The following is a 15,354-nucleotide window of genomic DNA, read 5'->3' as shown; positions in this document are numbered from 1 at the left end:
CGTGCAGCGGCTGGACGGGCTCACCAGCTGGCACGCCGACTGGTCGCAGCTGCGCGTCGTCGTGCTCGGCCTCGGCGTGACGGGCTTCGCCGTCGCCGACACCCTCGCCGAGCTCGGCGCCCGCGTGCTCGTGGCGGCGTCGGCGCCCGACGAGGAGCGCGCGCGGATCCTGCCCGTCATCGGCGTCGATCTCGTCGAGATCGGCGGGGGCGACGACGCGGCCGACATCGCGGCCCTCGCGGCGCACGAGCCCGAGCTGCTCGTCGTCTCGCCGGGCTTCCGGCCGGAGCATCCCCTGCTGCGGTGGGCCGAGCGCGAGGGGCTCGCGGTCTGGGGCGACATCGAGCTCGCCTGGCGCGTGCGCGACAAGATCGCCCCCGCGGCCGAGTGGATCCTCGTCACGGGCACCAACGGCAAGACCACGACGACCCAGCTGACGGCGACGATGCTGCAGGAGGCGGGCGTGCGCGTCGCGCCCTGCGGCAACATCGGCGTGCCCGTGCTCGACGCGGTGCGCGATCCTGCGGGCTTCGACGTGCTCGTGGTCGAGCTGTCGAGCTTCCAGCTGCACCGGCTGCCGACGGCCGGGCCGGGCGCCCTCGCCCCGCTCGCGAGCGTCTGCCTCAACCTCGCCGAGGACCACTACGACTGGCACGGCTCGGCCGAGGCCTACCGCGACGCGAAGGCGAAGGTCTACGCGAACACGCGCGTCGCCTGCGTCTACAACCTCCGCGACGAGGCCACGATGCGCATGGTCGAGCAGGCCGAGGTGCAGGAGGGCTGCCGGGCGATCGGCTTCGCCGCCGACACCCCCGGGCCGAGCGACGTGGGGCTCGTCGACGGCATCCTCGTCGACCGCGCCTTCCACGACGACCGCCGCCACTCCGCGCTCGAGCTCGGCACGCTCTCCGACGTCGCCGCCGCGGGCCTCGCGACGCCCCACGGTCTCGCCAACGCCCTCGCCGCCGCCGCCCTCGCGCGTGCGGCCGGTGCGCCCGTCATCGCGGTGCGGGATGCCCTCCGCCGGTTCCGCGTCGACGCCCACCGCACCGAGACCGTGCTCGAGGCGGCCGGCATCGTCTGGGTGGACGACTCGAAGGCCACCAACCCGCACGCGGCGGAATCGGCCCTCACGGCCTTCCGCTCGGTGGTCTGGATCGTCGGGGGCCTGCTCAAGGGCGTCGACATCGCCCCGCTCGTCGCCCGCCACCGCTCCCGGCTGCGGGCGGCCGTCGTGCTCGGGGTCGATCGGTCGGCCGTGCTCGAGGCGTTCGCGCGACACGCGCCCGACCTGCCCGTGTTCGAGGTCGAACCCGACGACACTGAAGGCGTGATGACCGGCGCCGTGCGAGCGGCGGCCGCGGCGGCGCACGATGGGGACACCGTGCTGCTGGCCCCGGCAGCGGCATCCATGGATCAGTTCGACGACTACGCCGACCGGGGACGACGCTTCGCCTCGGCCGTGCACCAGCATCACGGGGAGGGGGCGCCGCATGGCGACGACCCGAACGACGCACCCGGCACCGTCGACTGAGTCCGCGGCCTCCGCCGGTCGGGGCCCGGCCGCCGTCATCGCCGTCCGCAAGCTCTTCACGGCGCAGAGCACGGACTACATGCTCGTGCTCGGCACGGCGATCTTCCTCGTCGCCTTCGGGCTCGTCATGGTGCTGTCGTCGTCCTTCGTCCAGTCGGGTCGGGGCGGCGACGCCTTCGGGGTCTTCGTGCGCCAGTCGCTCTTCGCTGCCGTCGGCATCCCGGTCATGCTCGTCATGGCACGGCTGCCCGTGCTGTTTTGGCGCCGATGGGCCCGCACCTTCGTCTACATCGGCCTCGGCCTGCAGGTGCTCGTCTTCATCCCGGGGCTGAGCTACGCCTACGGCGGAAATCGCAACTGGATCTCGATCGGCGGCGTCAGCGCCCAGCCCTCCGAGTTCCTCAAGCTCGCGCTCGTGGTGTGGCTCGCGAGCGTGCTCAGCAGGCGCGCCGACGCGTTCCCCGATCTCAAGAGCGTCGTCTTCCCGGCGCTGCCGATCTCGGGCGTCGCGCTCCTGCTCGTGCTCGCCGGCGGCGACCTCGGCACGGCCGCGATCATGATCGCGATCGTCTTCGCCTCCCTCTTCTTCGCCGGAGCGCCGCTGCGGTACCTCGCTGTGATGCTCGGGCTCGGCGTCGGCGGTGCGATCGCCTTCGCCCTGACCGGCTCCTCGCGCACCGACCGCATCCGCATCTGGCTCGACGGCTGCACGCCCGAGCAGCTCGAGGGCGTGTGCTGGCAGCCGACCCACGGCATGTGGGCGCTCGGCTCGGGCGGCCTGCTTGGGCAGGGTCTGGGCAATTCCGCCGTGAAGTGGTCGTGGCTGCCCCACTCCGAGAACGACTACATCTTCGCGATCATCGGCGAGGAGCTCGGGCTCGTCGGCTGCGCCGTCGTCATCGGCCTCTTCGCCGTGCTCGGCATCGGCCTGCTGCGCATCATGCGCGGGCAGGCCGACCCGATGCGCCGCATCGCGACCGGCGGCGTCATGGTCTGGATCGTGGGTCAGGCCTTCGTCAACATCGCCGTGGTGCTCGGCATGCTGCCCGTGCTAGGCGTGCCCCTGCCCCTCATCTCGGCGGGCGGCTCGGCGATGGTCGCCAACCTGATGGCGCTCGGCGTGGTGCTCTCGATGGCGCGCACGAGCGGCGAGGGCTCGTTCACGACCGCCGCGGCGCGCTCGGCCGCGCCCACCCGGGGACCGGTCCCGTGACGACCGCACTCCTGGCCGGCGGAGGGACCGCCGGCCACGTCAATCCGCTGCTCGCCCTCGCCGATCACTGGCGCGAGCAGGAGTCTGACGCCGAGCTGCTCGTCCTCGGCACGGCCGAGGGGCTCGAGGCGCGGCTCGTGCCCGCGCGCGGCTACGAGCTGCTCACCATCCCGCGCGTGCCCTTCCCGCGCCGGCCGGACGGGGCCGCCCTGCGGTTCCCGCTGCGGTTCCGCGAGGCGGTCGCCCGCACGCGAGCGATCATCCGCGATCGCGGGGTGCAGGTCGTCGTCGGCTTCGGGGGCTACGCCTCGGCCCCCGCCTACCTCGCGGCCCGGCTCGAGGGCATCCCCATCATCGCCCACGAGGCGAACGCCCGCCCGGGCATCGCGAACCGCCTCGCGCACCGGCTCGGCGGGCGCATCGGCATCACCTTCGCCGGCACGCCGATGCGCGGCGCCCGGCTCGTCGGCATGCCGCTGCGACGCGAGATCCTGCAGCTCGACCGGGTCGCCGCGCGCCCCGTCGCGGGGGCCTTCTTCGATCTCGACCCCGCCCGCCCCGTCCTGCTCGTCACGGGCGGCTCGACGGGCGCGCGCCGCCTCAACCAGACGGTCGGGCAGTCGATCGCCCACCTCCTCGGCACGGGCTGGCAGGTGCTGCACATCACCGGCCGCGATCGCGGCGGCGACGACCCGGGCATCCCCGGCTACCGCGTCGTCGAGTACTGCGACCGCATGGATCTCGCCTTCGCCCTCGCCGACCTCGTCGTGTGCCGCTCGGGCTCCGCGACGGTCAGCGAGCTCGCCGCGCTCGGGCTGCCGTCCGTCCTCGTGCCCTACCCGGTCGGCAACGGCGAGCAGCGGCTCAACGCGCGGGAGCTCGTCGCGGCCGGGGGAGCGGTCGTCGTCGACGACGCGGACGCGACCCCGGAGTGGGTGCGCGACGCCCTCGTGCCCATGCTCATGCACCGCGCCGGCATCGCCCGGATGGCCGCCGCGGCGGGCACGGTCGGCCGTCGTGACGGCAGCGCCGCGCTGCTCGGCCTGGTGCGCGAGGCCCTCGCGACGAGCGCGTAGGGTGAGGCCGCTATGACGATCAAGCCCGACCCCGACCTCATCCTCCCCGACGACCTCGGCCGTCTGCACTTCGTCGGCATCGGCGGCAGCGGCATGAGCGGCATCGCCCGCATGTTCCACGACCGCGGGTACGCCGTGACCGGCAGCGACCGATCCGAGAGCGGGGCGGTCGACGCGCTGCGTTCGCGGGGCATCCCGGTCGCGATCGGCCACGACGCCGCCCACGTCGGCGAGGCCGACACGCTCGTCGTCACGGGAGCCCTCTGGCAGGACAACCCCGAGTACCTGGAGGCCCTGCGTCGCGGCCTGCCCGTGCTGCACCGCTCGCAGGCCCTCGCCTGGCTCGTGCGGGGCGAGCGCCTCGTCGCGGTCGCGGGCGCCCACGGCAAGTCCACCTCGACGGGGATGCTCGTCACGGCCCTGCGCGCCCTCGACCGCGACCCCTCCTTCGTCAACGGCGCGGTCATCCAGGGCGCCGGAGCCTCCGCCGGATGGGGCGAGGGCGAGCTCTTCGTGGTCGAGGCCGACGAGTCCGACGGCTCCTTCCTGCTGTACGACGCGAGCCTCGCGATCGTCACCAACATCGACACCGACCACCTCGACCACTACGGCTCGGCCGAGGCGATCGAGCAGGCCTTCGCCCAGTTCGCCCGCGCCGTGCGCGAGGTGCTCGCGATCTCCGCCGACGACCCGGCCGCGCAGCGGCTCACGGCGCTGCTCGCGGCCCGCGCCGCGGCCCCCGGCGCCCCCTCCGGCCCGCGCGTGCTCACCTTCGGCGAGTCGGCCGAGGCCGACGTGCGCGTGACCGACGTCGCCGAGACCGGTCCGATCGTGTTCACCGTGCACGCCGGCAGCTCGACGGCGACGGTCGCGCTCGCCGTGCCCGGGCACCACAACGCGCTCAACGCCGCGGGCGTCATCGCCGTGCTGCTGGGGCTGGGCATCCCGCTCGCCGAGGCCGCCGCCTCGCTCGACGGCTTCGCCGGCACCCAGCGCCGCTTCGAGTCGCACGGCGAGGCGGCGGGCGTGCGGCTCGTCGACGACTACGCGCACCACCCCACCGAGGTCGAGGCCGCGCTGCAGACGGCGCGCTCGGTCGCCGAGGGGCACCGCGTCATCGCCATCCACCAGCCGCACCTCTACAGCCGCACGCAGCAGCTCGGCGGCGAGTTCGCGGCCGCCTACGAGCGGCTCGCCGACCACACGGTCGTGCTCGACGTCTTCGGCGCCCGGGAGGACCCGATCCCCGGCGTGACCGGCGCGCTCGTGAGCGGGGCCTTCGTCGACGCCGCGCGGGTGGACTACCGGCCCGACTGGGCGGAGGCCGCGGCGCGCGTCGCCGAGATCGCGCGCCCCGGCGACATCGTCATGACGCTCAGCTGCGGCGACGTCTACCGCATCATCCCGCAGGTGCGCGAGGCGATCCTCGCCACGGCGGCGTCCGTGCCGGCGTCGGCCGACGATCCCACCGCGGCGTCCACCACCGGCGACCCGGCACCCGCGGAGCCGCAGCGATGAAGCGGCCCGAGGGCTTCGACCGCGGGCAGGGGCCCGCGGCGCCGGAGACCTCGGGAGCCCCGCGCGGACCGCGCGCGACGACGTCCGCCCGTGCGCGACGGGGCGACGCCCGGCAGCGCGGCGACGAGGGGGAGCGGCCGCGCGACGGTCGAGCCGGCGGGGGCGACCGCGTCGCCGCCCGCCCGGCGCGCGGCGACGAGGCCCGCGAGGGCGCACCCGCGCCGTCCGGCGTCGACGCCGGGCGCACGGCTCCGTCGATCCCGGGTCGCGGCCCGGGCGGGGCCGGCGGGGCCGCCGTCGCGGGCTCCTCGCTGCTCGCCCGCCTGCGCCCCGGTGCCCGCCCCGAGCGCGCGCCCCGCCCATCCCGCCCCGTCGACCCCGCCGCGCAGGCCCGCCAGGCCGATCGTCGCGCCCGCGCCGCCGCCCGGGCCGCCCGTCGCGCCGAGCGCGCCGAGGTGCGCCGCTTCACCCATCGCAGCCGCCGTCGGCGAATCCTCGTGCTCTCGTCCTCGGGGGCGCTCGTCGCGCTCGTCGCGGGCGTCGGCGCGGTGACCGTCTCGCCGCTCATGGCGCTCACCGAGATCACCGTGACGGGCGCCGAGCGGCTCGACCCCGCGGCGGTGACCGAGGCGCTCGACGAGCACACCGGCACCCCGCTCGCGCTGCTCGACCACGGCGCGATCCGCGACGACCTGCGCGCCTTCCCGCTCATCCGCTCGTACTCGACCGAGGTCGTGCCGCCGCACACGCTGGTCGTGCGGCTCGTCGAGCGCACGCCGATCGGCGCCGTCGAGCGGGCGGACGGCGTGGCGCTCGTCGACGCGGCGGGGGTCGTCGTCGACTCGACCGCCGAGCGGCCGCCCGGGGTGCCGCTCATCGAGGCGGGGGATGCCGATGCCGAGTCGATCGCCTTCCGCAGCGCGGCGGCGGTGCTCGCGGCCCTGCCCGCCGACCTCGTCGCCCGCATCGACGTGATCAGCGCGACCACCCGCGACGACGTCACCTTCTCCTTCGCCGACACCGGCCACCGGGTGCGGTGGGGGAGCGCGGAGCGCTCCGACTACAAGGCGCGCGTGCTCGCGGCGGCGATCGCCACGAGCGACCAGTCGGTCGCCTGGCAGTACGACGTCTCGGCGCCCGACAGCCTCATCGCCCGTCGCCTCTGATCCCGCGCGCCCGCCGCGCCGACGCGCCCGGGATGCGCATCCCGGCGATATTCCGCCGACACGCGGGCGTCCTTCGGCGACGAGGGGATGCCCGCCCCTACGGTCGTGTCAGGAATACATACTGAGCATAACTTTAGACCTCAACTACAGGTTTAAGGTTTGACGCGGAGGCCGGACGTGACCAGCAACCAGAACTACCTCGCCGTGATCAAGGTCGTCGGCATCGGCGGCGGCGGCGTCAATGCGGTGAACCGCATGATCGAGCTCGGGCTGCGGGGCGTCGAGTTCATCGCCATCAACACCGACGCCCAGGCGCTGCTCATGAGCGACGCCGACGTCAAGCTCGACGTGGGCCGCGAGCTCACCCGCGGACTCGGCGCCGGCGCCGACCCCGAGGTCGGCCGTCGCGCCGCCGAGGATCACGCGGAGGAGATCGAGGAGGCCCTCGCCGGGGCCGACATGGTCTTCGTCACCGCGGGCGAGGGCGGCGGCACCGGCACGGGCGGCGCGCCCGTCGTCGCGCGCATCGCCAAGTCGATCGGCGCCCTGACCATCGGCGTCGTCACGAAGCCCTTCGGCTTCGAGGGCAAGCGCCGCCAGGCCCAGGCCGAGGACGGCGTGGCGATGCTCAAGAACGAGGTCGACACCCTCATCGTCGTGCCGAACGACCGCCTGCTCGAGATCAGCGACCGCGGCATCTCGATGCTCGAGGCCTTCGCGACCGCCGATCAGGTGCTGCTCGCCGGCGTGCAGGGCATCACCGACCTCATCACGACCCCCGGCCTCATCAACCTCGACTTCGCCGACGTCAAGAGCGTCATGCAGGGCGCCGGCAGCGCGCTCATGGGCATCGGCTCCAGCCGCGGCGCCGACCGCGCCATCAAGGCGGCCGAGCTCGCCGTCGCGAGCCCGCTGCTCGAGGCGAGCATCGACGGCGCGCACGGCGTGCTGCTGTCGATCCAGGGCGGGTCGAACCTCGGCATCTTCGAGATCAACGACGCGGCCAAGCTCGTGCAGGAGGCCGTGCACCCCGAGGCGAACATCATCTTCGGCGCCGTCATCGACGACTCGCTCGGCGACGAGGTGCGGGTCACCGTCATCGCCGCGGGCTTCGACGGCGGCGAGCCGAGCACGGTCGCCAAGGACCGCCGCTCGACCTTCGTCGCCGCGGCGCCGGGGGAGAGCGTCACCGCCCAGCCGGCCGAGGGCGCCGAGCAGGCGCCCGCCGCTCCCGAGGCGCCCGGGCTCGTCGCCCGCTCGACCGTCGACCCGCTCGAGGCCGACGGCGACGACGACGATCTCGACATCCCCGACTTCCTGCGATGACGCCCGCCCCGGGCTCGACGGCGCGCCTCCGATGAGCGGGGCGCCCTCCGGCGATCCCGGGCTCGCCGAGCGCTACGCCGCGGTCACCGGGGGCATCGCCGAGGCCTGCCGGGCGGCGGGGCGCGCCGACGACCCGCCGACGCTCATCGTCGTCACCAAGTTCCACCCCGCCTCGCTGGTGCGCGAGCTCGTGAGCCTCGGGGTGCGTCACGTCGGCGAGAACCGGCATCAGGACGCGGCGCCGAAGGCGGCCGAGCTCGCCGACGAGCCGCTCACCTGGCACTTCGTCGGCCAGCTGCAGTCGAACAAGGCCAAGGCCGTGGCGCAGTACGCGAGCGCGGTGCACTCCGTCGACCGGGCATCCCTCGTCACCGCTCTCGCGAAAGCGCAGACCCCGCTCGACGTGTTCCTCGAGGTGAACCTCACCGACGACCCGGGTCGCGGCGGGGCTGCGCCCGATGCGGTGGATGCCCTGGCCGAGGTCGTCCTCGCCGCCGAGCACCTCTCCCTCCGCGGCGTCATGGGCGTCGCTCCCCTCGACGAGGAGCCGCGCGCCGCCTTCGCCCGCCTGCGCCGGATCAGCGAGCGCCTGCGCGCGATCGCCCCCGCCGCCACGCAGATCTCGGCGGGCATGTCCGGCGATTACGCCGAGGCGATCGCCGAGGGGGCGACACACCTGCGCATCGGCACGGCAATCACCGGAAAACGCCCCGCGCCCCTCTAGCCTCGAACCGCACGACGACCGTTAGGACGGATGATGAGCAACCCGCTGCGCAAGACCATGGTGTACCTCGGCCTCGCCGACGAGCAGGAGGAGTACGAGACGCCGGCCGCGCAGGACCGCGCCCCGCACGACCGCGCCCCGCACGACCGCGCCCCGCACGCCGCTCCCGCCGCCGCAGCCGCGGCTCCCGCCCCCGGCCCGCAGCGCGCCCCCGTGACGCCGCTGCGCCGCCCCGCCCCGACCCGGAATGCCGCAGCCGCCGACATGAACGAGATCCTCACCGTCCACCCCCGCCACTACAAGGACGCCCAGGTCATCGCCGAGAGCTTCCGCGACGGCATCCCCGTCATCATCAACCTCTCGCAGATGACCGAGTCCGAGGCCCGCCGCCTCATCGACTTCGCCAGTGGCCTGTCGCAGGGCCTCTACGGCAAGATCGAGCGCGTCACGAGCAAGGTCTTCCTCCTGTCGCCCGCGCACGTCGCCGTGAGCGGCGAGCAGGCCGATGTCGAGTCCGAGGTCGACGCCTCCTTCCTCGGCTGATCCGTCGCCGGGCCCCCGTGCCCGGCGCGGCGTCCGCCGACGCCCGCGCCCGTCCTCCGGGCGCAGGTTCCTCCCGCGCGCATCTGAGAGACTTCCCCCGTGACCCTCGTGCTCTCCATCGTCTTCGGAGCGATCTACGTCGCCCTCCTCGGCGTCTTCATCGCCATGTGGGCGAGGTTCATCTTCGACTGGATCCAGGCCCTCAACCGGTCGTGGCGCCCGCAGGGCGGCGTGATCATCGCGGCCGAGCTGAGCTACACGATCACCGATCCGCCGATCAAGGCCGTGCGCCGCGTCATCCCGCCGCTCCGCCTCGGCGCCGTGCAGCTCGATCTCGCCTGGACGATCGTGCTGATCGTGGTCTACATCCTGATGATCATCGCGCAGAGCATCGCCTTCTCGGGCTGACCGCGAGCGCGTCCGAGCGGTCGTCTCACCGCGCCGGCCCGATCGGCACTGCGCCGAGGCGCTCGGGTCTGTACGCTGGGGTCGCTGATGTGACGCGTGTGATGCGTTGTTGCTAGCGTTACTCCATCGTTATCCGCCCGCTCCAGAAAGTCACGAGGTGACGGACATGGCACTCACGCCCGAAGACGTCGTCAACAAGCGTTTCCAGTCCACCAAGTTCCGCGAGGGCTACGACCAGGACGAGGTCGACGACTTCCTCGACGAGATCGTCGTCGAGCTCCGCCGCCTCAACCAGGAGAACGAGGAGCTGCGCCAGCGGCTCGTCGCCGCGGATGCCCGCATGGCCGAGCAGCAGCGCAGCGGTGCGCTCCCGGCCTCGGCCCCCGCCTCCGCGCCCGCGCCGAGCCCGGTCGTCGCCGAGACCCCCGCTCCCGAGCCGACGCCGGCCCCCGCGCCCGCGGTGCCCTCGGCCCCGGCCGCTCCGGCCGTCGAGGCGCCGGCCTACGGCCAGACCTCGTCCGAGCTCGAGACGACGAGCACCAACAACCTGCTGCAGCTCGCCCGCCGCCTGCACGAGGAGCACGTGCGAGAGGGCATCGCCAAGCGCGACGAGCTCATCGCCGAGGGCGAGGCGCACAAGGCGCGCCTCATCTCCGAGGCCGAGGGCACGCAGCGCGAGATCGTCGACGCGTTGAACGCCGAGCGCGCCACGCTCGAGACCCGCGTGGAGGAGCTGCGCGTCTTCGAGCGCGAGTACCGCTCGCAGCTGCGCACGTACATCCAGGGCCAGCTGCGCGAGCTCGAGACCAGCTCGCAGAGCTCGGCCGCGCCCGCCGCGCCGGCGGGCTCCGCCGCCTCGGCGAGCTCGGCGGCCGCTCCGGCCTCCGCGCCCGCGCCCGGCTACGGCTTCCCGGGCTCCGCGCCGAGCTTCGGCCAGCCGCAGCAGACCCCGGGCACCTTCCCGGGCTACGGCTCCTGAGCAGCACCCTCCGTCGGGGACGGGGAGCACGATCGTGACCGAGTCGCGATCGCTCCCCGTCCCCGACGGGCTTTCCGGCGAGCGCGTCGACGCCGGGCTCGCGAAGCTGCTCGGCTTCTCGCGCACCCAGGCGGCCGAGATCGCCGAGGCCGGGGGAGTCCGGCTCGACGGCCGCGCGGTCGGCAAGAGCGACCGGCTGGTGGGCGACGCGTGGCTCGAGGTCGAGTGGCAGCCGCGGCGCGAGGTGCGGGTCGAGCCGCGCGCGGTCGACGACCTGCGGATCATGCACGAGGACGACGACCTCGTCGTGATCGACAAGCCGGTCGGCGTGGCCGCGCACCCCAGCATGGGCTGGGAGGGTCCGACCGTGCTCGGTGCCCTCGCCGCCGGCGGCGTCCGCACGGCGACCTCGGGCCCCGCGGAGCGGGCGGGCATCGTGCACCGTCTCGACGCCGGCACGAGCGGTCTGATGGTGGTCGCGAAGAGCGAGCGGGCCTACGTCGAGCTCAAGCGGCAGTTCCACGACCGCGAGGTCGAGAAGATCTACCACGCGCTCGTCCAGGGGCATCCCGACCCCTTCTCCGGCACGATCGACGCGCCCATCGGTCGGCACCCCGGCTCGACGTGGCGGTTCGCGGTCGTCGCCGACGGCAAGCCCTCGGTGACCCACTACGACACGCTCGAGGCGTTCCCGGCGGCGACCCTCCTCGAGGTGCACCTCGAGACGGGGCGCACCCACCAGATCCGCGTGCACATGGCCGCGCAGCGCCACCCCTGCGCGGGCGACGCGATGTACGGCGCCGACCCGCGGCTGAGCGAGCGCCTCGGCCTCGGGCGGCAGTGGCTGCACGCCATGCACCTCGGCTTCGCGCATCCCGCGACCGGCGATGCGGTGCGGTTCTCCTCGCTGTACCCGGCCGATCTGCAGCACGCGCTCGACGTGCTCGAGGCCCCCTGAGCCGACCCCCGGACACGCTCGGCCGACACGCCGATGGGCCCTCCGCGGCCGACCTAGACTGACTGCTCGACCCCACCCAGCGGAGGCTCCCGTGACATCTCCCGGCGACTCGTTCGTCCACCTCCACGTGCACAGCGAGTACTCGATGCTCGACGGCGCCGCCCGGGTGAAGCCCCTCATCACCGAGGCGGTCGCTCAGGGCATGCCCGCGATCGCCGTGACCGACCACGGCAACATGTTCGGCGCCTTCGACTTCTGGCGCACCGCCACCGAGGCGGGCATCAAGCCGATCATCGGCACGGAGGCCTACCTCACGCCCGGCACGCACCGCACGGACAAGACGCGCGTGAAGTGGGGCTCGGGCGGCGAGGACGACGTCTCGGGAGCCGGCGCCTACACGCACATCACGATGCTCGCCGAGACGACGGAGGGCATGCACAACCTGTTCCGCATGTCGTCGAAGGCCTCGCTCGAGGGCTACTACTTCAAGCCCCGCATGGACCGCGAGCTGCTGAGCACCTACGGCAAGGGCATCATCGCCACGACCGGATGCCCGAGCGGCGAGGTGCAGACCCGCCTGCGCCTGGGGCAGTACGACAAGGCCGTGGAGGCGGCGGCGGAGTTCCGCGACATCTTCGGCCGCGAGAACTACTTCGCCGAGATCATGGACCACGGGCTCGGCATCGAGCGGCGCATCATGAGCGACCTCATCCGGCTCGCGAAGGATCTCGGACTGCCGATGGTCGCGACGAACGACCTGCACTACACGCACCCCGGCGACGCCCAGTCGCACGCGGCGCTGCTGTGCGTGCAGTCCGGCTCGACCCTGCACGACCCGAACCGCTTCAAGTTCGACGCCGACGAGTTCTACCTGAAGACGCCGGCGCAGATGCGCGAGCTGTTCCGCGACCACCCCGAGGCCTGCGACAACACGCTGCTCATCGCCGAGCGCGTCGACGTGCGCTTCGACACGCAGGCGAACTACATGCCGAAGTTCCCCGTGCCGGAGGGCGAGACGGAGGACGGCTGGTTCGTGCAGGAGGTCGAGAAGGGCCTCGCCTACCGCTACCCCGACGGCGTGAGCGCCGAGGTGCGGGCGCGCGCGGAGTACGAGATCGGCGTCATCACGCAGATGGGGTTCCCGAGCTACTTCCTCGTGGTCGCCGACTTCATCAACTGGTCGAAGAACCACGGCATCCGCGTCGGGCCGGGCCGCGGCTCGGGCGCGGGCTCGATGGTCGCCTACGCGATGCGCATCACCGACCTCGACCCCATCCGGCACGGCCTCATCTTCGAGCGCTTCCTCAACCCCGACCGCGTCTCGATGCCCGACTTCGACGTCGACTTCGACGACCGGCGCCGCGGCGAGGTCATCCGCTACGTGACGGACAAGTACGGCGACGAGCGCGTCGCCCAGATCGTCACCTACGGCACCATCAAGGCCAAGCAGGCCCTCAAGGACAGCTCGCGCGTACTCGGGTTCCCGTTCGGCATGGGCGAGAAGCTCACGAAGGCGATGCCGCCGGCGATCATGGGCAAGGACATGCCGCTGTCGGGCATCCTCGACCGCTCGCACGAGCGCTTCAAGGAGGCCGCCGACTTCCGCACGGTCATCGAGACCGATGCCGAAGCGCGCACCGTCTTCGACACCGCGCTCGGGCTCGAGAACCTCAAGCGGCAGTGGGGCGTGCACGCGGCCGGCGTCATCATGTCGAGCGAGCCGCTGCTCGACATCATCCCGATCATGAAGCGGGAGCAGGACGGCCAGATCGTCACGCAGTTCGACTACCCCGCCTGCGAGTCCCTCGGGCTCATCAAGATGGACTTCCTAGGGCTGCGCAACCTCACGATCATCGACGACGCGCTCGACAACATCGAGGCGAACCGCGGCGAGAAGCTGGTGCTCGAGGAGCTCGAGCTCGACGACCCCGCCGCGTACGAGCTCATGGCCCGCGGCGACACCCTCGGGGTGTTCCAGCTCGACGGCGGGCCGATGCGCTCACTGCTGCGCATGATGAAGCCCGACAACTTCGAGGACATCTCGGCCGTGCTCGCGCTCTACCGGCCAGGCCCGATGGGCGCCGACTCGCACACGAACTACGCGCTGCGCAAGAACGGCCGTCAGCAGATCACGCCCATCCACCCGGAGCTCGCCGAGCCGCTCGAGGAGGTGCTGGGGCAGACCTACGGCCTCATCGTCTACCAGGAGCAGGTCATGGCGATCGCGCAGAAGCTCGCCGGGTACACGCTCGCCCAGGCAGACCTGCTGCGGCGCGCGATGGGCAAGAAGAAGAAGAGCGAGCTCGACAAGCAGTTCGAGAACTTCAGTGCCGGGATGGCCGCGAACGGCTACTCGATGGCCGCGGTGCAGACGCTCTGGGACATCCTGCTGCCCTTCTCCGACTACGCCTTCAACAAGGCGCACTCCGCGGCCTACGGCGTCGTGTCGTACTGGACGGCCTACCTGAAGGCGCACTACCCGGCCGAGTACATGGCCGCCCTGCTGACGAGCGTCGGCGACTCGAAGGACAAGATGGCGGTGTACCTCAACGAGTGCCGCCGCATGGGCATCACGGTGCTGCCGCCCGACGTCAACGAGTCGATCGGCTTCTTCGCGGCCGTCGGCGACGACATCCGCTTCGGCCTCGGCGCGGTGCGCAACGTCGGCACCAACGTCGTCGACGGCATCCGCTCGGCGCGCGAGCAGAAGGAGCCGTTCACGGGCTTCTTCGACTTCCTCAAGAAGGTGCCCGCCCCGGTCGCGAACAAGCGCGCGATCGAGTCGCTCATCAAGGCGGGCGCCTTCGATTCGCTGGGGTCGACCCGCCGCGCGCTCATGGAGATCCACGAGGGCGCCGTCGAGGCGGCCGTGAAGGAGAAGCGGGCCGAGCTCAACGGCGACGTCGGCTTCGACTTCGACAGCCTCTTCGACGAGCCCGCCCAGACCGAGCTGGTCCCCGAGCGCCCGGAGTGGGCGAAGAAGGACAAGCTCGCCTTCGAGCGCGAGATGCTCGGCCTCTACGTCAGCGACCACCCGCTCGCCGGGCTCGAGGTCGCGCTCTCGAAGCACGCGGGCTCGAGCATCGCCGAGCTCAACGACAACCCCCCGGGCGATGGCGAGCAAGTGACGGTCGCGGGCCTCATCACGAGCGTGCAGCACCGGGTGGCGCGCAACTCGGGCAACCCCTACGGCATGGTGACGATCGAGGACTTCGGCGGCGAGGTGCAGGCCATGTTCCTCGGCAAGACCTACCAGGAGTTCGGCATGCGGCTCGCGGCCGACTCGATCGTGGTGGTGCGCGGCCGGGTCAACCACCGCGACGACGGCATCACGCTGCAGGCGATCACGTTGCAGATGCCCGACATGGGGGTCGCCACCGAGTCGGGGCCGCTGACTCTCACGGTGCGCGAGCAGCGGGCGACGGTCGACGTCGTGACCGAGCTCGGCGCGGTGCTGAGCCGGCACCGCGGCACGACCGAGGTTCGCCTGCGCCTCGTGCGCGCCGACGCCGCGCGCGTGTTCGAGCTGCCGCACCGCATCGCCCCGACCACCGACTTCTTCGGCGAGGTCAAGAGCCTGCTGGGCCCGCGCGCGCTCGCCTGACCGCCTCTTGCCCCGGGGCCCCCGGTCATCCATGATCGTCAGGAGTGGATGCCCGCCCGCGGCCTCCCCGTGACGGAAGGCTCGGCCCATGGCCATCGACGACATCACCAAGAAGGCGCAGGAGTTCCTGAACGACGAGAAGGTCAAGGGGATGCTCGCGAGCGAGCAGGCGGAGGGCGTCAGCGACAAGGTGCTCGACGGTGTGGCCGGCCTCGCCGACTCGCTGACCGGGGGCAAGTTCAGCGAGCAGATCGACGACGTCAAGGGGACGATCGACGAGAAGATCGGCGACGAGTAGCGCGCTC

At 72.8% G+C, this 15,354-nt stretch carries 13 protein-coding genes; all 13 read left to right on the top strand.

The genetic code is table 11. The annotated features are described in order from the left end of the window. Position 1: 1 nt before the first annotated feature. The 13 genes from murD (at position 2) to HGB54_RS07440 (ending at position 15,347) form a co-directional block, all read left to right on the top strand. The gene (gene murD, locus HGB54_RS07500; RefSeq protein WP_168915885.1) at positions 2 to 1,534 is read left to right on the top strand and encodes a UDP-N-acetylmuramoyl-L-alanine--D-glutamate ligase; all 1,533 of its coding nucleotides are present in this window, start codon (positions 2 to 4) and stop codon (positions 1,532 to 1,534) included. Further along, a complete protein-coding gene (gene ftsW, locus HGB54_RS07495) occupies positions 1,494 to 2,747 on the top strand; it encodes a putative lipid II flippase FtsW (RefSeq protein WP_168915884.1) in 1,254 nt (417 codons plus the stop codon). The genes murD and ftsW overlap by 41 nt, the downstream gene beginning before the upstream one ends. After that, the gene (murG, locus tag HGB54_RS07490; protein WP_168915883.1) at positions 2,744 to 3,823 is read left to right on the top strand and encodes an undecaprenyldiphospho-muramoylpentapeptide beta-N-acetylglucosaminyltransferase; all 1,080 of its coding nucleotides are present in this window, start codon (positions 2,744 to 2,746) and stop codon (positions 3,821 to 3,823) included. Before ftsW ends, murG begins: the two co-directional genes overlap by 4 nt. A 12-nt stretch (positions 3,824 to 3,835) precedes the next feature. Next, positions 3,836 to 5,341: a UDP-N-acetylmuramate--L-alanine ligase gene (gene murC, locus HGB54_RS07485; RefSeq protein WP_168915882.1), complete on the top strand. Its 1,506-nt coding sequence runs from the start codon at positions 3,836 to 3,838 to the stop codon at positions 5,339 to 5,341. After that, entirely contained in the window at positions 5,338 to 6,507 is a 1,170-nt protein-coding gene (locus HGB54_RS07480) for an FtsQ-type POTRA domain-containing protein (RefSeq protein WP_228545732.1), read from the top strand. Before murC ends, HGB54_RS07480 begins: the two co-directional genes overlap by 4 nt. Before the next feature lie 177 nt (positions 6,508 to 6,684). Further along, entirely contained in the window at positions 6,685 to 7,833 is a 1,149-nt protein-coding gene (ftsZ, locus tag HGB54_RS07475; protein WP_168915881.1) for a cell division protein FtsZ, read from the top strand. A gap of 31 nt (positions 7,834 to 7,864) precedes the next feature. Further along, positions 7,865 to 8,557, top strand: coding sequence for a YggS family pyridoxal phosphate-dependent enzyme (locus tag HGB54_RS07470; protein WP_168915880.1), 693 nt, complete (start codon positions 7,865 to 7,867; stop codon positions 8,555 to 8,557). 33 nt (positions 8,558 to 8,590) lie between these two features. Further along, positions 8,591 to 9,100 (top strand): cell division protein SepF, encoded by a 510-nt coding sequence (locus HGB54_RS07465; RefSeq protein ID WP_168916883.1) that lies wholly within the window; start codon positions 8,591 to 8,593, stop codon positions 9,098 to 9,100. A gap of 99 nt (positions 9,101 to 9,199) precedes the next feature. Continuing rightward, on the top strand, positions 9,200 to 9,508 hold the full coding sequence (locus tag HGB54_RS07460) for a YggT family protein (protein ID WP_228545731.1): 309 nt from the start codon (positions 9,200 to 9,202) through the stop codon (positions 9,506 to 9,508). Positions 9,509 to 9,674: 166 nt separating this feature from the next. Beyond that, entirely contained in the window at positions 9,675 to 10,487 is an 813-nt protein-coding gene (locus tag HGB54_RS07455; RefSeq protein WP_168915879.1) for a DivIVA domain-containing protein, read from the top strand. A gap of 34 nt (positions 10,488 to 10,521) precedes the next feature. Then, positions 10,522 to 11,445 carry an RluA family pseudouridine synthase gene (locus HGB54_RS07450; protein WP_168915878.1) on the top strand — a complete coding sequence of 308 codons (924 nt, stop codon included), beginning with the start codon at positions 10,522 to 10,524 and terminating at the stop codon, positions 11,443 to 11,445. A 145-nt stretch (positions 11,446 to 11,590) separates the two neighbouring features. Then, a complete protein-coding gene (gene dnaE / locus HGB54_RS07445; protein ID WP_407663500.1) occupies positions 11,591 to 15,049 on the top strand; it encodes a DNA polymerase III subunit alpha in 3,459 nt (1,152 codons plus the stop codon). An 88-nt stretch (positions 15,050 to 15,137) separates the two neighbouring features. Next, positions 15,138 to 15,347 carry an Rv0909 family putative TA system antitoxin gene (locus HGB54_RS07440; protein ID WP_168915876.1) on the top strand — a complete coding sequence of 70 codons (210 nt, stop codon included), beginning with the start codon at positions 15,138 to 15,140 and terminating at the stop codon, positions 15,345 to 15,347. Positions 15,348 to 15,354 lie beyond the last annotated feature (7 nt).

It is taken from the genome of Microcella flavibacter (genome assembly GCF_012530535.1).
In the GTDB taxonomy this organism is placed as follows: Bacteria; Actinomycetota; Actinomycetes; order Actinomycetales; family Microbacteriaceae; genus Microcella; species Microcella flavibacter.
This window is presented reverse-complemented; position numbering and strand designations above follow the sequence as displayed.